This is a genomic window from Streptacidiphilus carbonis, from assembly GCF_000787775.1.
Taxonomy (GTDB): Bacteria; Actinomycetota; Actinomycetes; order Streptomycetales; family Streptomycetaceae; genus Streptacidiphilus; species Streptacidiphilus carbonis.
Genome location: NZ_BBPM01000001.1, coordinates 66971 through 85104 on the forward strand (window position 1 = coordinate 66971; position 18134 = coordinate 85104).

The following is an 18134-nucleotide window of genomic DNA, read 5'->3' on the forward strand; positions in this document are numbered from 1 at the left end:
GAGATGGTCAGGTCGAGGTGGTCAGGTCGAGATGGTCAGACGGTGCGGCGCAGCGGCCCGGCACTCTCCCGGACGATGAGTTCCGGCTCCTCCCACAGCGTGGGCAGGGCCGGGGCCTCGGGTTCCAGCAGGCTGTGCAGCCGCGCGAAGGCGGCCCGCCCAAGGCCCTCGAAGTCCATCCGGACGGTGGTCAGGGTGGGGGCGGCGTAGGCCGAGTGCGGGGCGTCGTCGAAGCCGACGACACTGAGCGTGTCGGGCACGGCGCGTCCCCGCTCGCGAGCCGCGTGCAGGACGCCGAGCGCGAGGTCGTCGTTGCCGCACAGGACCGCGGTCACGGCTGGATCCACCAGTAGCTCGCGGCCGGCCAGGTAGCCGGCGCGCGGGGTCCACTCGCAGTCGACCGGGTCCGGAACCCGGCGGCCGGCTGCCACCAGGGTCTCCTGCCATCCCAGGCCGCGCTGCCCGAGCTGCGCGGTGGACGACGGCGGTGCCAGGTAGTGCACGGTCTCGTGTCCCAGGCCGAGCAGCTGGCCGGTGGCGTGGGCGGCGGCGCTGCGGTCGTCGATCCAGACCCGGGTCGGATCGGCGGCCATGGCCGCCGCCTGGCTGTCGGGACGCTCGACCACTCCCACGACCGGTGAGTCGTCGCTCAGCGCGTTCAGCGCACTGAGCGCGCGCACCCCGGCCGATTCGAAGGCGATCACGATCGCGGGGGTGCGCGGGTTGCCCAGCCGCGCCTCCACGTCCCGCGCGGTGCGGGCCGCTCCCGGTTCGAGCACGCTGATGGCGACGGTGAAGCCGGCCAGGCGCGCGGCCTCCTCGATGCCGCGCAGGGTGGCCGCGCACCCGTACAGCTCGGTGTTCACGGTGAGCACGGTGAGCGTCCGCGCGGTGCCTCCGGCCAGGGCCCGCGCCACCGTGCTCGGGGTGTAGCCGTGCTCCTCGATGGTGCGCAGCACCAGTTCCCTGGTGGACGCCTTGACGTTGGTCTTGCCGTTGATCACTCGGGAGACGGTCTGATGCGAGACCCCGGTGATACGGGCGATGTCCCAGATGCTGGTGACTCGCTCGGATGAGGCCATGTCGGGCATGTTATCGCTCCCGCGTGAGCTCGGGGGTCCGGCAGGAGGACCGAACCGGCTGCTGGGTCAGTTGCCGCTGCCGGCTGCGGCGTTGGCCGTCCGGGTGACGTCGTCGGCAGCAGCCTGCGGCGCCATCTGGTTCAGCCAGACCTGGTTGAGGTCCTTCAGGACGACCGTGTTGAAGGCGGAACCCGTGGTGGTGAGCGGGTAGCCCATGGTGGTGCCCTTGGTCTCGGTCTCGAACGCGGAGACGTCGACGCCCTTCTGCTTCCAGGCGTCGGCGAAGCCGCCGGTGAGGCTGGGGATACCGGGCCACACGGTGCCCGCGTCGGCGACGATCTTCTCCGAGGTGGACGACGCGAGCCACTTCTCCAGCTCCCACGCCTGCGCCGGGTGCTTGGTGTGGGCGTAGATCGCGTCGGTGAGGCCGTTGTAGACGGTGCCGGAGCCCACCGGGCCGCTGGGCAGCGTGGTCGCGCCCCAGCCGCCCTTCGGCAGGCCGGCGTAGAAGGAGGTGAGGTCCCAGTCTCCGTCGAAGGTGATCGCGGCGGTGCCCTGGGCGAGGATCTGCGGCAGCTGGGCGGCGTTGGGGGTGTTGGTGACCGTGCCCGGCGCGGCGACGTGCCACTTGTACATCAGGTCCTGTTCGAACTTGATCGCAGCCACGCACGCGGGGCTGTTCACCGTCCAGGTGCCGTAGGCCTTCTCCTGGAGCTTGCAGCCGTTCTGGACGCCGAAGTCCCACCAGTCCTGCTGGCCGTTGGGGGCTTCCAGGGCGATGCCGTACTGCTTCACATGGCTCGCGTCGAAGCCCGCCTCGTTGGGGTGCTTGCCCTTGGTGTCGACCGTGAGCTTCTGCAGCAGGGCGACGAAGCTGCCGCCGTCGGTGGTGTTCCAGTTGCTGGCGCCGAGCTGGGCAGCGGTGACAGCGGCGGCCTTGAGCGCATCGGAGCGGTAGACGGTGGCGATGCTGTCCCAGTCCTTGGGAAGGCCGTAGACGGTGCTGCCGGAGGTCCACTGGCTCAGCAGCTTCGGGTCGTAGACGCTGGTGTCGACCTTGTCGGCCGCGATCTTGGCGCTCAGGTCGGAGACGATGCCGCGCTTGGCGAGCTGGGGCAGGTAGGACAGGTGGTCCCAGAACAGGTCGGGCATGTCGCCGCCGGCGGCCGAGGTCTGCAGCTTGCTCCAGTACTGGGCCCAGGCGACCACCTCGATGTTCACCTTGATGTCGGGGTGGGTGGCCTCGAACTGGTTGATCGACTTCTGGTAGGCGGGCTTCTGGCCGGCGTCCCAGATCATGTAGTTCAAGGTCACCGGGCCGGAGGCGGTCGAGGAGCTGGCGGATCCGCAAGCGGCGGTGAGGGCGATCATGCCGCAGGTGACGGCAGCGGCCAGGCTTCTTCTGAGCATGGGGTCCCACTTTCTCGGTGCGTTTTCAGGGGGGCGGCTGTGCACGAGGGCGTGACAGCCGGTCGGTTCCGGGCGGTGGCGCTACTTGAGCCCGGTGAGGGCGATCGAACGGACGATGTGGCGCTGGAACGTCAGGAAGACGGCGATCAGCGGCAGCAGGGCGAGGGCGGAGGCGGTCAGCACGATGTTGAGCTGTGAGGCGAACTGGCCCTGGAGCGCCGAGATGCCCACCGTCAGCACGGTGATGCGCTCGCTGTCGGTCACCATGAGCGGCCACAGCAGGTTGTTCCAGCTGGAGATGAAGGTGACGGTCGCCAGCGTCGCCATGATGGGCCGGCTCAGCGGCAGGATGATCCGCCACAGGATGGTCCAGGTCCCGGCCCCGTCGATACGGGCGGCGGCTTCGAGGTCCGCGGGGATGGTGCGCAGGTACTGGCGCACCAGGAAGATCCCGAACGGGGTGCCGAAGACGGTGGGCAGGATCAGCGCCGCGTAGCTGTCGACCAGGCCGAGCTTGCTCATCACGAGGAACAGCGGGATCAGCGTGACGATCTGGGGGACCATCATGGTGGCGATGAACACCGCGAAGAGCAGGTCGCGGCCGGGGAATTTGAGCCGGGCGAAGGCGTAGGCGGAGAAGGTGCAGAACGTCACCTGGCCCACCGTGATCACGACCGCGACCAGCAGCGTGTGCAGCAGGAAGCCGGACATCTGGTACTTGCCCCACAACTGCGTGAAGTTCGCGAACGTCGGAGGCACGGCGGGGGTCCACGCCTGGGTGGCGAAGATCCGGTGGGTGTCCTTGAACGACGAGTTCAAGGTCATGAGGTACGGGGCGACGGATACGACGGCGCCGAGGACCAGGGCCAGGTAGAGCAGGCAGCGGCGGAGGAGGCGGGTGGTCATGGCGGCGGCTCTCAGCTGAAGTCGTAGACGGTGCGCTTGCGGAAGTACAGGAACTGGCAGGCCGTGACCAGCAGGATCAGTACGAAGAGCACGATCGAGAGGGCGGACGCGTAGCCGGCGTGGAAGAGCTGGAACGCTTGCTGGTAGATGTAGAAGTTCATCGTGGTGGTGGAGTCACCGGGCCCGCCCTGGGTCATCACGTACACGGTGTCGAACACCTGGAACGACCCGATCACGTTGGTGACCAGCACGAACAGCATCGACGGGCGCAGCAGCGGCAGGGTGATCCGGAAGAAGCGCTGCACGCCGGTGACCCCGTCCACCTCGGCGGCCTCGTAGATCGTCTGCGGGATCGCCTGAAGGCCGGCCAGCAGGAAGAGCATCGTGTAGCCGGTGTACTGCCAGACGTTCACCGAGGCGATCACCGGCATCGCCCAGCCCTTGTCGGTCAGCCAGTTCGGCCCGGCCACGCCCACCAGCGCCAGCAGGTGGTTGACGACGCCGTTGCGCGGGTCGAACACCCAGGTCCAGACGATGCCCAGAGCCACCGGCATGGCCATCCAGGGCAGGACGAACAGCACCCGGAAGACCTTGCCCCCGCGCAGCTTCCGGTTCAGCGCGATGGCGAGCAGCAGGGCCAGGACGGTCTGCGCCGGGATGTTCAGCAGCACGTAGTAGAGGGTGTTGTCCAGGGCGTTCCACGCACCGTGGTCGCCCGCGAGAGTGCGGTAGTTGGCCAGTCCGACGAAGTGCGGGTCGCCGATCAGGTCCCAGCTGAAGAGCGAGAGCACGAACACCCCGATGATCGGCAGCAGCAGGAACGCCACGAAACCGAACAGACTGGGCGCGATCAGCAGATACGCCTCGATCGACTCCCGCACGCGATATCGGCGCTCTCGCCGGGCCCGGCCGACCGGGGCCGGTCGGCTGCCTTCCGGAGCCGCCGACCCCACCTCGCCGACCACCAATGGGGTTGGCCTGTTGGCAGAAATGTTACCGGTCACAATTTTTGGTACCCCAGAGGTGTGGCTGCGGACAGGGTGAGGGTGAGCCTCGGGCGCTTGTATGCGCAGCTCAGAAGTGTCTTATGGGCGGAGGGTCGGAGAGTGTCGTAGTGACGTCGCTCCGGTTAACCCCGCGGTGACATGGCAAAGAATTACCGGTAACACGATGGGCCGTCAAGGGGCCGGGCAGGATTCGAGGCTCGCCGGAGACCGCCGGCGCGGTCCTGCCGCGGTCGCTCGCGACGGTCCGCAGACGGAGGGTGCGCCTCACGCGCGGCAGTGCGCCGTGGTGGGCCGTCAAAGCCCCACCACGGCGACCGTCCCCTTCCGGGCGGACCGGCTCGGACCGGCGCTCGGACCGGCGCTCGGATCCCGTCAGATCCCCGCTGCCGCGGCGGCGGCCTTGAGGTTCTCGGCGGCCAGGCGGAGCCCCTCGACCTGGTCGAGTTCCTGGTCCTCGTGCTCGATGTTCACCGCCATGTCCGGGTCGACGGCGTGGAGCGCCCGCAGGAAGTCCGTCCAGAACGGGATGTCGTGGCCGCGGCCGACGGCGACGAAGTCCCAGGAGGCGCTCTTCGGCCAGCGGCTGAGGGTGTAGCGGCCGCCGAGGGAGACCGCGCCGGGCTCGTCGGGCAGGACGCGCTCATGGCGGTCGTCGAGCACGCCGTAGACCCGGGCCTCGGGGTTGATCCGGGTGTCCTTGGCGGCGGCATTGCAGACCAGGCTGCCGAGCTTCTCGACGGCCGCGACCGGGTCGATGCCCTGCCAGAACAGGTGGCTCGGATCCAGTTCCGCGCCGACGTGCGTCGCGTTGATCGCGGTGGCCAGACGCTCCATGGTGCCCGGGTTGTACACCAGGTTGTGCGGGTGCATCTCGATGCACACCTTCACGTCGGCGGCCGCGGCCCTGGCCTGGATGTCCTTCCAGTAGGGGATCGCGACCTCGTTCCACTGGTAGTCGCGGGCGTCGAGGTAGGCGCTGTCCCAGGGCAGGACGCTCCAGGCGGGCAGACGGCCGCCGGGGTCCGCCGCGGGCAGTCCGGACATCGTGACGACGCGCTTGACGCCCAGCAGCGCGGCCAGCTCGATGGCCTCCCGGACGTCGTTGCCGTGCTTCTCCCGGACCTCGGGGTCGGGGTGCAGCGGGTTGCCGTTGCAGTTCAGCGCCGTCAGGGTCACGTCGGCCGCGGCGAACTGTGCCAGGTACTCCTCGCGAGCGGCCCGGCTCGCCCGGATCTCGGCGGCGGGCAGGTGGGGCGCAGGGAGGAAGCCCCCCGAGTTGATCTCCGCGCTGTCCAGCCCGAGGCTGCGCAGGATGCGCAGGGCCTCGGGGAGCGGCTTGTCGTGCAGGACGGCGGTGTAGGCACCGAGCTTCATGCGGGCTCCTCGTCGTGGGGTGTTGCTCGTGTGGTCATGCCCGAGTGGTCATGCCCGAGTGGACTGGAGGACGCTGACGCTCCTGCCGTCCGCGTCCGCGGCGGCCACGACGGCGTCGAGCACCTTCAGGTTGTGGAGGCCGTCGGCGAGGGTGGGGCAGCGCGGCAGGCGGTCGAGGCCGGCGATCTGCTCCAGGAAGGCGCGGGCCTGGAAGGCGAAGAGGTCGTTCTGCCCGTAGCCGACGCCGGGGAAGTCCATGGGCAGGCCGCGGGTGAGGTAGGGGTGGGCGGGGCCGGCGAGGACCTGGCGGTAACCGTTGACCGCGTCGGGGGATCCGGGCCCCGCGATGGTGAACTCGGCGGCTCTGGCGAGGTCGAAGGTGGCCGCGCCGTTCTCGCAGAAGACCTCGAAGCCGAGGGAGTTGGGCAGTCCGTAGGCGATCCGGGAGACGGAGAAGGTGCCGACGGCGCCGCTCTCGAAGGTGAGGGTGAACGTCGCGACGTCCTCGTTCTCCACCCGCTCCCGGACCTCGCTGACCTGGACGCCGGCGGCGTGACCGACGACCGCGCCGAGGGCCCGCGGCCGGTCCGGCACCAGAGTGGACAGGACCGTGCCGCGCACGCTCCGGACCGGGCCGCACAGGAATTCGCCCAGGTCCACCAGGTGGCTGCCGATGTCCGAGAGCGCCCCGGTCCCGGGAGCGCCCAGGTAGCGCCAGCTCATCGGGGCGTCCGGGTCGAATCCGTAGTCGCACCAGTAGTGGCCGTTGAAGTGCCGCACCGGCCCCAGCGCACCCTGGGCGACCTGCTCGCGGATCGCGTTGATCGCGGGAGAGCGGCGGTAGGTGAAACCGGTGGCCGCGACCCGGTCGGTCCTGGGCGCCGCGTCCACCATGGCCTGCGCGTCGGCCACGGTGGGCGCCAGCGGCTTCTCGCACAGCACGTGCTTTCCCGCCGCCAGCAGGCCCTCGACGATCTCGCGGTGCAGGTGGTTGGCGACCACGACGCTCACCGCGTCGATGTCCGGAGCCGCGGCGATCGCCTCCCAGCCGGTCTCGGCGCGCTGGTAGCCGAAGCGCTCGGCCGCGTCCCGGGCGAAGGGCTCGTGGGCGTCGGCGACGGCGACCAGCCGCACCTCCGGCAGGTCGAGGCCGTAGAGGGTCGACGCGGTCCGGTATCCGTTCAGGTGCGCGCGGCCGGCCATACCCGCGCCGATGACCGCCACCCCGATGGAGTCCTGCTTCATATGGAGTCCTGCTTCATGGGGACAACCCTTCGTGCGTTCAGGGAAGTTCGGCTCAGCGAGCGGCTTCGTGCAGTTCGACGGCGTTGCCCGCCGGATCGGACAGGAAGGACTGGCGGGCCCTGCCGATGGCGACAGGCGCGCTCACCGTGAGCCCCGCAGCCCGGAGTTCGGCCACTGCCTCGTCCAAGTCCTCGACGAGCACCGCGAAGTGCTGGCCTCGGGCGGGCGGCGGGTCGGCGTGAACGAGGTGCAGCTGCTGTGCTCCCGCGTCGAGCCAGGCGCCGGGGCCGAGCGATGCCGGCCGATCATGGCGGAGGGTCAGGCCGAGCACCCGGGTGTAGAAGTCCACGGCCTCGGCGAGATCCGTGACGCAGATCGAAACGTGGTGGACAGCGACGGCCTTCATGGCGGAGACCTCCTACCAGCAGGGTCTAGCACGTGCTAGTGGCACGTGCTAGACAGCCTGGCCCGAGCCTGGTTTCATGTCAAGACATATGCATGACGTACGCATGGCGTGCGCCCTGCGAAGGCGCCGTGCGAGAGCACGACACGGAACGGAGTGTGGGCCATGGAGAAGCGTCGGCGGCTCGGCGTCGCGGTGGTCGGCTTCGGCTGGATGGGCCGGGTGCACACCCAGGCGTACGCCCGGGTGCTGCACCACTTCCCGCAGCTGACGGTGCGTCCGGAGCTCGTCGCGGTCGCCGACGAGGTGCCAGGACGCGCGCAGCAGGCCGCCGATCAGTTCGGCTTCGCCAGCGCGCTGGACGACTGGCGGGAGGTGGCGGCCGATCCGCGGGTCGACGTGGTGAGCATCGCCGCCCCGAACTTCCTGCACGCCGAGATCGGCGTCGCCATGGCCGGGGCGGGCAAGCACATCTGGATCGAGAAGCCGGTCGGGCTGTCCGCCGCCGACGCGCGGGCGGTCGCCGACGCGGCCGCCGGGGCCGGAGTCCAGGGCACGGTGGGCTTCAACTACCGCAACGCGCCGGCCGTGGCCGCCGCCCGTGAGCTGATCGCCTCCGGCGCCCTCGGCACGGTCACCCACGCCAGGATCCGCCTGTTCAGCGACTACGCCGCCCACCCCGACGGTGCGCTGACCTGGCGGTACGAGCGCGAGCGCGGCGGCAGCGGAGTACTGGGCGACCTCGCCTCGCACGGCGTGGACCTCGCCCGGCACCTGCTCGGTGAGATCGACTCGCTGGTCGCCGACACCGCGGTCTTCCTGGCTGAGCGGCCCCGTCCGACCGGTGCCACGGCCGGCCACACCAGGGCGGCGGGCGGCGAGTCGGGCCCGGTGGAGAACGAGGACTACGTGTCCTGCCTGCTGCGCTTCGTCTCCGGCGCGCGCGGGGTCCTGGAGGCCTGCCGGGTCTCGGTGGGCGAGCAGAACAACTACGGCTTCGAGATCCACGGCACCGAGGGCGCGGTGTTCTGGGACTTCCGCCGGATGGGCGAGCTCGGCCTCAGCCTCGGGACGGCGTACCAGGACCAGCCGGTGAGCACCCTGTACGTCGGTCCCGGCCACGGCGAGTACGCCGCCTTCCAACCGGGCGCGGCCAACAGCATGGGCTATGACGACCTCAAGGTCGTCGAGGCGTACGCCTTCCTGCGCTCGGTGGCCGAGGGCACGCCGTACGGGGCCACCCTCCGGGACGCCGTCCGCAGTGCCGAGGCACTGGACGCCATGGCGGGCTCCGCCGAGCAGGGCGGCTGGGTGAGGCTGTCATGAGCGGGCGCAGCGACGTGGCGAGCACAGGGAGGCGGCCGACCATGGCGGACGTGGCCGCGCGTGTCGGGGTCTCCCGCGCCCTGGTCTCCCTGGTGTTCCGAGGCGCCGAGGGGGCCAGCCAGGAGACCCGCGAGCGGGTGTTCCGGGCGGCGGCCGAGTGCGGCTACCAGCCGGACACCGCGGCCCGGATGCTCCGGCGCCGGCGTAGCGGCTTCCTGGGCGTGGTGTACACGGCGAGCGACCCGTTCCACGCCGAGCTGGTCGAGGCCGTCTACCCGGCGGCCGAACAGCGCGGCTACAACGTCGTGCTGAGCGCGGTGACGGCGGCGCGGGACGAACGCGAGGCCGTGGGGGACCTGCTGGGCTTCCGCAGCGAGGCGCTGATGGTGATCGGCCACCGGGCCCTGTCCGAGGAGCTCGCCCCGCTGGTGGCCGGGACGCCGGCGGTCACCGTCGGCGCCCGGCTGCCGGGTACCCCGTTCGACTCGGTGCGGACCAATGACGCCCAGGGCGTACGCCAAGCCGTGGACCATCTCGTGGAGTCGGGCCACCGGTCCATCGCGCACATCGACGGCGGGTCCATGCTCAGCGCCGCCGCGCGCCGCCGGGGCTACCGGGAGGCGATGCGCCGGCACGGATTGCAGGAGGAGATCACCGTGCTGCCGGGTGACTACTCCGAGGACTCCGGCGTCCGCGCGGCGCACGAGCTGTGCCGGAGGGACCGGCTGCCCACAGCCGTCGTCGCCGGGAACGACCGGTGCGCCGTCGGGCTGCTCGACTCCCTGCTGCGGCTCGGCGTCGACGTGCCGGGCGAGGTGTCCGTGGTCGGCTACGACGACAGCCAGCTGGCCCGGCTCTCCCACGTGGACCTGACCACGGTCCGCCAGGACGCCGGGCAGACGGCCGAGTCAGCGATCCAGGCGCTGGTCGAGCGCCTGGACGGGGGCCGCACCGAGGCGAAGGACGTGGTGCTCCGGCCGGAGCTGATCGTCCGGGGCACCACGGGCCCTCCCCGGACGGCTTCATGAACTGCGTACCTCTCCGATCTGCACCGTGCGGTGCCGGTGCAGCGACAGGGTGCAGGCTTCGGCGATCCAGCCGGCCTCCAGCGCGTCGGCGACGGTGCAGGGAGAGGGCCGCCGACCGGCGACGACCTCGGTGAACGCGGCGAGCTCGGCGCGGTAGGCGGCCGTGAAGCGGTCCATGAAGGAGGAGCGCGGCTTTCCTGCCGGGAACGTGGTGCCGGGTTCGACGGAGCGCAGCGGCAGCCTGTCCTCCAGGCCGACGGCGATGCTGTCGTGGAAGCCGTGCAGCTCCATCCGGACGTCGTAACCGCGGGCGTTGTGGCGGCTGTTGGAGACCACGGCGAGGGTGCCGTCGTCCAGGGTGAGGATCGCGGCGGTGGTGTCGGCGTCGCCTGCGGCGGCGATGTGGTCGGCGCCGCGGTTGCCTCCGGTGGCATAGACCTCGGTGACCTCGCGGCCGGTGACCCAGCGGATGATGTCGAAGTCGTGGACCGAGCAGTCGCGGAAGATGCCGCCGGAGACGGCGACGTACGCGGGCGGCGGGGGTTCGGGGTCCAGGGTGGTGGACCGTACGGTGTGCAGCGGGCCCAGCTCGCCGCTGACGACGGCGGCGCGGGCTGCGGCGAATCCGGCGTCGAAGCGCCGGTTGTAGCCGATCTGGATCTCGACGCCGCTGTCCCGGACCGCGCGCGCCACGTCGACGCCTTCCCTCATGGTGCGGGCGACGGGCTTCTCGCAGAAGACCGGAACGCCCGCCGCCACGACGGCGAGGATGAGCGAGGGGTGGGCGTCGGTGGCGGCGGCGATCACCACGCCGTCCACACCGGCTGCGAGCACCGCCTCCGGCGAGTCCACCGCCTCGGCGCCGAACTTCTGTGCGGCGGCCTCGGCCGCGCCCGTGAACGGGTCGGTGACGACCAGGGATTCGACGATGTCCAGCCCGGCGAGGGTCTCGGCGTGCAGCGCGCCGATCCGGCCGAGGCCCAGGAGTCCGATACGCACGTGATGCCTTTTCAGTCCAGTCCGCCGAGGACGTTCTGGTCCCAGTCGATGACCGAGCCGGTGACGACACCGGAGCAGTCGGACAGCAGGAGGACCACGAAATCGGCGATCTCGTCGGGTTGTCCGAGTCTGCCCATCGGCAGCCTGCCTGCGGCCTCCTCGCGCCAGTCGTCGCCGGCGCCGTGGAAGATCCGCTGGGTGGCGTCCTCACCCTCGGTGGCGGTCCAGCCGATGTTCAGGCCGTTGATCCGGATCCGGTCCCAGCGGTGGGCGTGGGCGGCGTTGCGGGTCAGGCCGGCGAGCCCGGCCTTGACGGCGACGTACGGGGCCAGGAAGGACTGCCCGCCGTGGGCGGAGGAGGTGATGATGTTGACGACGGTACCGGGCGCCTTCCGCGCCAGCATGTCGGTGACGGCGGCCTGCATCGCGAAGAACGGAGCCCTGAGGTTGATCGCGATGTGCGCGTCGAACAGTTCGGGGGTGGTGTCGAGCAGCGAGCCGCGCGAGGTGAGCCCGACCGAGTTGACCAGGCAGTCGATCCGTCCGTAGGCGGCCACGACCGCCTGGACCGCGGCAATCGCCTCGGCGGCGTCGGCGAGGTCGGCCCGGACGAACATGGCCTCGGCCCCGGCGTCGGCGAGTTCGGCCACCAGGGCCTCAGCGGGTTCCGAGCGGCGGGCGGCGACGGCGACGGTGGCGCCCTCGCGGGCGGCAGCCCTGGCGACGGCCGCGCCGACGCCCTGGCTGCCGCCGTTGACCAGGACGATCCGGTCTTCGAGCAGTCCCATGGGTGCGTGTCCTCCTATTCAGCTCGTGCGGCGGTCGGCGCCGGTCCGGAGCTCGTCACGGAGCACGTCCGCTGGTCGGTCCTCGCGCAGCGCGCGCCGGACGATGTCCGCCTGGGACGGCGGGGCCAGACCCTCGACCGGCGGATCGAGGTCGAGGTTGGTCGGGAAGGGGTAGCCCTCGGCGCAGGCGGCGACGTTGTACAGCCACTTCTGCCCGGCACCCGCGGCCTTGCGCCGCAGCAGCACCGGGAAGACCGCGTTCGCCATGGCCTCGCGGTCCACGGTCTCCATGGCACGGCCGAAGGCCGAGGAGACCTGGAGCAGGCTCGCCATCCGCCGGATGTCCGGCGAGCGGTTGGTGCCCGCTGCGTGGAACAGGGCGGGGTTGAAGAAGGCCGCATCGCCCTTGGCCAGCGGCAGCTGGATGTTGCGGGCCTCGAAGTACGCGCGGAACTGCGGCAGTCGCCGGGGCGTCATGTTCCGGCCAGTTCTTTGGTGACACGGTCGAGCATGTACGCCGAGGACTCCCGCGCCCGCTCCTCCCACGCGAAGACGCAGACCGTGGCGATCCCGTCGAAGCCGGAGGCGCGCAGCTTGCCGAAGAAGGCGTCCCACTCCACCTCGCCCTGTCCGATGTCCAGGTGCTGGTGGATCCGCGCCGGGCTGCCCGGCGGGTTGGTGATGTAGCGCAGTCCGGAGGACCCCTTGTGGTTGAAGGAGTCGGCGAGGTGCAGGTGGGCCAGCTTGTCGCCGGCGTAGTCCAGCATCGCGGGGATGTCCGCGCCCGGGGCGTCCCCGGAGAGGTGGAAGGTGTGCGGGGCGCAGTACAGGTAGTTGACCCAGGGCTTGTTGACGGCCCGGACCAGGTCGACGCCCGGGTTGTTGGTCTCGCAGAAGTCGTCCGGGTGCGGCTCCAGGTTGAGCCCGACGCCCTCCCGCTCGAAGACCGGGAGCAGCTCCTCCATGGAGCGCCAGAACTGCGCCTCGCTCTCCGCGGCCCGCTCCGGGCGCCCGTTGAACTCGGAGTTCATCAGGGGGCAGCCGAGTTCGACGGTGATCTCGATGGCGCGCTTCCAGTAGCGCACCGCCGCCTGCCGCTCGTCCTCGTCAGGACCGGACCAACGGTAGAGCGGCAGCACCGAGGAGAGCTGCACGCCGGTCTCCCGTAGCGCGGCCTTCAGCTCCGCCACCCGCGCGTCGTCCGCCCGCGGGTGGACGAAGAACGGCAGGAAGTCCTCGCGGGGCGACAACTCCAGGTACTCGTAACCGAGTTCGGCGACGGTCCGGACCATCTCCCGGATCGGCAGCGCCCGGAACATATAGGGATCGATGGCGATCTTCACAGGTCGGCTCCGTAGAAGGCGGGCCGGTCCTTGATGGAGACCGGCACGATCGCGCCGGAGGCGAGCGCCTCGACACCGGCGTCGGTGATCACCGTCGCGGCGTAGCCGTCCCAGGCGCTGGGGCCGCCGACGGTCTTGGCGGCCACGGAGTCGACCCATTCCTGGATCTCCCGGTCGTACGCCTGGACGAAGCGGTCCCGCCAGTCCTGCAGCACGTCCTGCTGCTCGCGGCCCTCGACGAGCAGCGGGACCTGCGCCGGCTGGGGCAGCGACGCGGCGCCGTCCTCCCCCACCACCTGGCAGCGGATGTCGTACCCGAAGCGGCAGTTGACGAAGACCTCCAGGTCGATCCGGACGCCGTTGGCCGTCTCGAAGAGCACGATCTGCGGGTCCTGCAGGTGCTCGAAGGCGCGGCCGGTACGCCGGGGGGTGAGCACCTGCACCGAGATGATCTCGTCGTCCAGCAGCCAGCGCATCACGTCGATCTCGTGCACCGCGGTGTCCTGCACGGCCATCTCCGAGGTGTAGGACTCGGGGACGGACGGGTTGCGGTGTGCGCAGTGCGCGATCAGCGGGGTGCCGATCCTGCCCGCGTCGACGGCCTGCTTGAGCGCCCGGTATCCGGCGTCGTAGCGGCGCATGAAGCCGACCTGGACCAGTCGGCTGCCGTGCGCGAGTTCGGCGTCGACGATGCGCAGGCAGTCCTCGGCGGTGGTGGCCAGCGGCTTCTCGCAGAAGACCGGCTTGCCCTCGGCGATCGCCTCCAGCACGTAGTCGGCGTGGGTGGGTCCCCAGGAGGCGACCAGTACGGCGTCGACCTCGGCGTCCCGGATCACCTCCGCGCCGGTCGCCAGGGCGCGGGCGCCGTACTCGGACCCGACCTCGGCCGCGCGGGCCGGGTCGATGTCGGTGACGGCGGTGACCTGCGCCCCTGTGCAGACGCGGGTCAGCCGACGGATGTGGTCGGAGCCGATGTTGCCGGTTCCGATCACGCCTATCCGGACAGTCATGGTGGTGTGCCTTTCTGGGCTTTCTGGGCTTCTGCGCGTTCCTGGCTTCCCGGGCGTGTCACTGGTGTCCAGACCGGCCCTGGGGCGCGGAGAGGTCCGTCTCCTCGGGCAGCCCGTCCACGTCGACGCCGCGCACCTGGGCCAGCTCGTGCTTGAGCGCTGCCAGTTCGGCGCCGCCCGCCATGTGGTTGGTCAGATCTTCGAGGGTGACCTCGCCGCGGTCGGCGCTGAGCTCCAGCGCGCCGAGCCGCAGCACGGTGAAGTGGTCGCCGACCATGTAGGCGTGGTGCGGATTGTGGGTGATGAAGATGACGCCGAGCCCGCGGTCGCGGGCCGCGGCGATGTACTTCAGCACCACCCCGGACTGCTTCACGCCGAGCGCGGCGGTGGGCTCGTCCAGGATGAGGACCCGCGCGCCGAAGTAGACCGCGCGGGCGATCGCCACCGACTGCCGCTGACCGCCGGAGAGCGTGCCGATGGGCTGCTCCATGTCGTGCAGTTCGATGCCCATGGCGCGGAGTTCCTCGTCGGCCACCTTCTTCATCTTCTCGATGTCGAGCAGTCGCACCGGGCCCACCCGGCGGGTGATCTCCGAGCCGAGGAAGAAGTTGCGCCACACCGGCATCAGCGGGACGACGGCGAGGTCCTGGTAGACGGTGGCGATGCCGTGGTCCAGTGCCTCGCGCGGGGTGTTGAAGTGCACCGGGTCGCCGTCGATCCGGTACTCGCCCTCGTCGTGCCGGTGCAGGCCGGAGACGACCTTGATGAGAGTGGACTTGCCGGCGCCGTTGTCGCCGAGCACGCAGGTCACCCTGCCGGGAACGACCGCCAGGTCGATCCCGCGCAGTGCCCGGACGTTGCCGTAGACCTTGCCCACGTCGTGCAGTTCCACGATGGGCTGACCGTCGGCGGGCCTGGTACCCGCCACCGCAGGGGTCGTGGTTGCCATGGATGTCACCTACCTTCGGGCCGCTTGGCGCTGGACCCACGTGTTGAGCAGCATCGCGCCGAGCAGCATCAGACCGAGGAAGAACTGGAACCAGTTGGCGTCCCAGCCGGCGAAGACGATGCCCTGCGAGACCATGCCGAAGATGAAGGCACCGATCGCCGGGCCGACCACCGAGCCGAAGCCGCCGGTGAGCAGGCAGCCGCCGATCACCGCCGCGACGATGTAGAGCAGCTCGTTGCCGGTGCCGGTACCGGACTGGACGGTGTTGAACTGGAAGAGCTGGTGCATGCCGACGAACCAGGCGCCCAGGCCGACCAGCACAAAGAGGATGATCTTGGTGCGGGCGACGGGGACGCCGACGGCGCGGGCGCTGTCCTTCTGGCCGCCGACGGCGAAGGTCCAGTTGCCGAACCTGGTTCGCAGCAGCACCCAGCTGCCGACGGCGACGGAGGCGATCCACCAGAAGACGGTGACCTTCACCGAGACGCCGCCGATGCTGATGTCGGCCGCGAAGACGTCGTGGGCCGAGGCGAAGCCCTGGATGTCGGAGATGTCGTTGGTGGCGACGTTCCCGGTGACCAGCTTGGTGATGGCGATGTTCAGGCCCTGGAGCATCAGGAAGGTCCCCAGGGTGACCAGGAAGCTCGGCAGCTTGGTCTTCACCAGCATCACGCCGTTGAAGAACCCGATGGCCAGCGAGACGACGAGGGCCACCGCCACCCCGACCCACACATTGGTCGTGAACTGGTAGCAGAACATGCTGGCGGTCAGTGACGAGGTGGTGACCGCGACACCGGCGGAGAGGTCGAACTCCCCGCCGATCATCAGCAGGCCGACCGGCAGTGCCATCAGACCGAGCGTGGACGCCTGGTAGAGCACCAGGGAGAGCGAGCCGAGCGGCCGGAAGGACGGGGCGACGGCCCAGAAGAGGATGTAGACCGCGATCGCGCCGATCAGGGCGCCGACCTCGGGCCGGACCAGCAGCCTGGTCAGCAGCGGGCGGTCGGCGGTGCGCCTGGCAGCCGACGCGGTGACGGGGGGTGGGCTGGGGGTCGTGGCGGGGGCAGTCATCGTCCGATCACCTCGTCCCGTTCACCGCGTACTGGTAGACGGCGCTGATGTTGGAGCTGTCCACGAACGCCGGACCGGTCAGCGTGGGCTTGCCGCCGCCGACGGTGTCGCCGTTGATCTTGTAGAGCCACAGGGCGTCCACGGCCAGGTAGCCCTCCAGATAGGGCTGCTGGTCGACCGAGAACTCGATCTTGCCGGACTTGATGTCCGCCGCCGCCTGCTGGTTGAGGTCGAAGGTGCTGACCTTGGCGCTGCTGCCCGCGGCGCTGATCGCCTGCAGCGCGGTGAGGGCGATGGGCGCGCCCAGCGCGGTGACCTGGTCGATGGAGGAGTCCTGCTTGAGTTTGGCCTCCAGCGTCGACAGCACCGAGGACATGTCCGCGCCGTTGACGTAGATGGTGTCGGTGGTGCCCTTGAAGCTGGACTTCACACCGGCGCAGCGGTCCTCCAGGGCGACGCTGCCCTGCTGCTGGATGACGCAGAGATCGTGCTTGGCGCCCAGGGTGTTGAGCCGGTCGGCCAGCGCCGCGCCGGCGACCTTCTCGTCGGAGCCGAAGTAGCCGATGGCGCCGGCCTGCTGCCAGTAGCTCTCGCCCTGGTTGAAGGCGGACACCGGTATGCCGGCCGCCTCGGCCTGCTTGGCCGCCGGAATGATGGCGTCGGGGGTGGAGAGGGTCAGCGCGATGCCGTCGACCTTGGCTGCGACGGCGTTGTTGACCAGGGCGGCCTGCTTGGAAGCGACCTGGTCGTTGGAGTACTGCAGGGTGACGTTGTCCTTGGCCGCGGCGGCCTCGGCCCCCTTGCGCACGATGTCCCAGAAGGTGTCGCCCGGCGCCGCGTGGGTGATCATCGCGAAGGTCATGTGGGCGGTGCCGGCTTTGCCCGCCGAGACGGCGGACCCGCCGGAGGCGGCCTTGGCGCCCCCGGTGCTGCTGCAGCCGGCGGCGAGCAGGGCGGTCGCAGTGGCCGCTGCGGCGACGACCAGGACGGTCTTGCGGGTGGATCTCCGTGAGCGGTTCATCATTACTCGCACCTCGCTGTGCTCGGGGGAAGACGGGGGACGGCGGGGGAGGTCGGTGAAGGGCGTGGGTCGCCCGGTGGGGCGGGTGGTCCTGGCCGGGGTTCAGCCGACCCGCGTGCCGGCGGCGCCGAGTCCGCAGCCGCCCAGGAACTGCCTGGTGCGGACGGCGATGGGCAGCGGCACCTCGGCGGCGCAGGGGTACAGGTCCTGCTCGACGATGACGAACAGCGGGGCGTCGAGTCCGGCGAGGGCGTCGACCACCGGGCCGATCTCCGGTACGCCGGCCGGGGGTTCGACGCAGACGCCCCGCTTGACCGCCTCGCCGAAGGAGAGGTCCTCGGCCGCGACGGCGTCCAGCACGGCCGGGTCCATCTGCTTGATGTGGACGTAGCCGATCCGCTCCGGGTAGCGGCGGATCAGGTCCACGTTGTCGCCGCGGCCGTAGGCGACGTGCCCGGTGTCCAGGCAGAGCGAGACGTGCTCCGGGTCGGTCCCGTCCAGGAATCGCTCGATCTCCGGCTGGGTCTGGATGTGGCTGTCGGCGTGCGGGTGCAGGCAGAGGCGGACGTCGTACTCCTCGGTGAGCCGCTTGCCGAGCTCGCCGGCGGCCCGGGTGAGCAGCGCCCACTGGTCGGCGTCCAGGGTCGGCGGCTCCAGGAACGCGCCACCCTTCTCCGCGCGGAACAGCGGGGGGATGAAGACCAGGTGGTGCGCTCCGGCGGCGGCGGTCAGCGCGGCCACCCTGCGGACGGTGGCGAGCATCTCGTCCCACTGGTCCGGCCGGTGCAGCGCGCCGAAGACCGTACCGCCGGAGACCTTCAGCCCGCGGCTGCCGACCTCCTCGGCGAGCCGCGCCGGGTCGGTGGGCAGATAGCCGTACGGTCCCAGCTCCAGCCAGTCGTACCCGGCCTGGACCAGCTCGTCCAGGAACCGCTGGTACGGCAGCTGGTGCTCGTCCTCGGGGAACCAGACGCCCCAGGAGTCCGGGGCGGAGCCGAGGATCAGCTTGTCGACGGGCATCGTCATCGGTGGTTCTCTCCTCAACATGCGTGGTGCGGAGGGGCGGACCGCAACGGCGTCGGTGTCGCAACCCCGCTGCTGGGTGGGAAGGGGTGTAGCGGGACTCCGAGCAGGGCATCGGGGCTTGGCGGGCCGGGTCGCGGAGTGTGACG

Annotated in this window: 17 protein-coding genes and 1 pseudogene; 2 read left to right on the forward strand and 16 right to left on the reverse strand. The window is 70.6% G+C overall.

All coding sequences use genetic code 11. The annotated features are described in order from the left end of the window. Window positions 1–35: 35 nt before the first annotated feature. The 7 genes from TR46_RS00340 to TR46_RS00370 all read right to left on the reverse strand — a co-directional run bounded on the left by TR46_RS00340 (window position 36) and on the right by TR46_RS00370 (window position 7430). The gene (locus TR46_RS00340) at window positions 36–1082 is read right to left on the reverse strand and encodes a LacI family DNA-binding transcriptional regulator (RefSeq protein ID WP_236655155.1); all 1047 of its coding nucleotides are present in this window, start codon (window positions 1080–1082) and stop codon (window positions 36–38) included. Between the two features lie 66 nt (window positions 1083–1148). Then, window positions 1149–2492: an ABC transporter substrate-binding protein gene (locus TR46_RS00345; RefSeq protein WP_042391738.1), complete on the reverse strand. Its 1344-nt coding sequence runs from the start codon at window positions 2490–2492 to the stop codon at window positions 1149–1151. 81 nt (window positions 2493–2573) lie between these two features. Continuing rightward, a complete protein-coding gene (locus tag TR46_RS00350) occupies window positions 2574–3398 on the reverse strand; it encodes a carbohydrate ABC transporter permease (RefSeq protein ID WP_042391740.1) in 825 nt (274 codons plus the stop codon). Between the two features lie 11 nt (window positions 3399–3409). Continuing rightward, window positions 3410–4279, reverse strand: a complete 870-nt coding sequence (locus TR46_RS00355) for a carbohydrate ABC transporter permease (protein ID WP_042391743.1) — start codon at window positions 4277–4279, stop codon at window positions 3410–3412. Between the two features lie 498 nt (window positions 4280–4777). After that, the gene (locus tag TR46_RS00360) at window positions 4778–5779 is read right to left on the reverse strand and encodes a sugar phosphate isomerase/epimerase family protein (RefSeq protein WP_042391745.1); all 1002 of its coding nucleotides are present in this window, start codon (window positions 5777–5779) and stop codon (window positions 4778–4780) included. Between the two features lie 48 nt (window positions 5780–5827). Then, window positions 5828–7024, reverse strand: coding sequence for a Gfo/Idh/MocA family protein (locus TR46_RS00365; protein ID WP_042391748.1), 1197 nt, complete (start codon window positions 7022–7024; stop codon window positions 5828–5830). A gap of 52 nt (window positions 7025–7076) precedes the next feature. Next, window positions 7077–7430: a VOC family protein gene (locus tag TR46_RS00370; RefSeq protein WP_042391750.1), complete on the reverse strand. Its 354-nt coding sequence runs from the start codon at window positions 7428–7430 to the stop codon at window positions 7077–7079. A 162-nt stretch (window positions 7431–7592) separates the two neighbouring features. On the opposite strand from TR46_RS00370, the gene TR46_RS00375 reads away from it, so the two are divergent. Then, the gene (locus tag TR46_RS00375; RefSeq protein ID WP_042391752.1) at window positions 7593–8753 is read left to right on the forward strand and encodes a Gfo/Idh/MocA family protein; all 1161 of its coding nucleotides are present in this window, start codon (window positions 7593–7595) and stop codon (window positions 8751–8753) included. Window positions 8754–8794: 41 nt separating this feature from the next. Beyond that, a complete protein-coding gene (locus TR46_RS00380) occupies window positions 8795–9781 on the forward strand; it encodes a LacI family DNA-binding transcriptional regulator (RefSeq protein ID WP_084717661.1) in 987 nt (328 codons plus the stop codon). On the opposite strand, the gene TR46_RS00385 is transcribed toward TR46_RS00380, so the two are convergent. The 9 genes and pseudogenes from TR46_RS00385 to TR46_RS00425 all read right to left on the reverse strand — a co-directional run bounded on the left by TR46_RS00385 (window position 9776) and on the right by TR46_RS00425 (window position 17988). Then, window positions 9776–10780 carry a Gfo/Idh/MocA family protein gene (locus TR46_RS00385; protein ID WP_042391757.1) on the reverse strand — a complete coding sequence of 335 codons (1005 nt, stop codon included), beginning with the start codon at window positions 10778–10780 and terminating at the stop codon, window positions 9776–9778. The two genes, TR46_RS00380 and TR46_RS00385, sit on opposite strands and share 6 nt — an antisense overlap. An 11-nt stretch (window positions 10781–10791) precedes the next feature. Then, the gene (locus TR46_RS00390; protein ID WP_042391759.1) at window positions 10792–11568 is read right to left on the reverse strand and encodes an SDR family oxidoreductase; all 777 of its coding nucleotides are present in this window, start codon (window positions 11566–11568) and stop codon (window positions 10792–10794) included. Window positions 11569–11586: 18 nt separating this feature from the next. Next, a pseudogene (locus TR46_RS00395) lies at window positions 11587–12033 on the reverse strand (phytanoyl-CoA dioxygenase family protein); the annotation flags it as partial. An 8-nt stretch (window positions 12034–12041) separates the two neighbouring features. Beyond that, window positions 12042–12911 carry a sugar phosphate isomerase/epimerase family protein gene (locus TR46_RS00400; RefSeq protein WP_042391761.1) on the reverse strand — a complete coding sequence of 290 codons (870 nt, stop codon included), beginning with the start codon at window positions 12909–12911 and terminating at the stop codon, window positions 12042–12044. After that, a complete protein-coding gene (locus TR46_RS00405; protein ID WP_042391763.1) occupies window positions 12908–13921 on the reverse strand; it encodes a Gfo/Idh/MocA family oxidoreductase in 1014 nt (337 codons plus the stop codon). Before TR46_RS00405 ends, TR46_RS00400 begins: the two co-directional genes overlap by 4 nt. Before the next feature lie 58 nt (window positions 13922–13979). Further along, window positions 13980–14870, reverse strand: a complete 891-nt coding sequence (locus TR46_RS00410) for an ATP-binding cassette domain-containing protein (protein ID WP_042391765.1) — start codon at window positions 14868–14870, stop codon at window positions 13980–13982. A gap of 9 nt (window positions 14871–14879) precedes the next feature. Further along, the gene (locus TR46_RS00415; RefSeq protein ID WP_042391767.1) at window positions 14880–15941 is read right to left on the reverse strand and encodes an ABC transporter permease; all 1062 of its coding nucleotides are present in this window, start codon (window positions 15939–15941) and stop codon (window positions 14880–14882) included. Window positions 15942–15948: 7 nt separating this feature from the next. Next, window positions 15949–16962, reverse strand: a complete 1014-nt coding sequence (locus TR46_RS00420; RefSeq protein ID WP_042392163.1) for a substrate-binding domain-containing protein — start codon at window positions 16960–16962, stop codon at window positions 15949–15951. 102 nt (window positions 16963–17064) lie between these two features. Beyond that, window positions 17065–17988 (reverse strand): TIM barrel protein, encoded by a 924-nt coding sequence (locus tag TR46_RS00425; RefSeq protein ID WP_042391769.1) that lies wholly within the window; start codon window positions 17986–17988, stop codon window positions 17065–17067. Window positions 17989–18134: the final 146 nt, after the last annotated feature.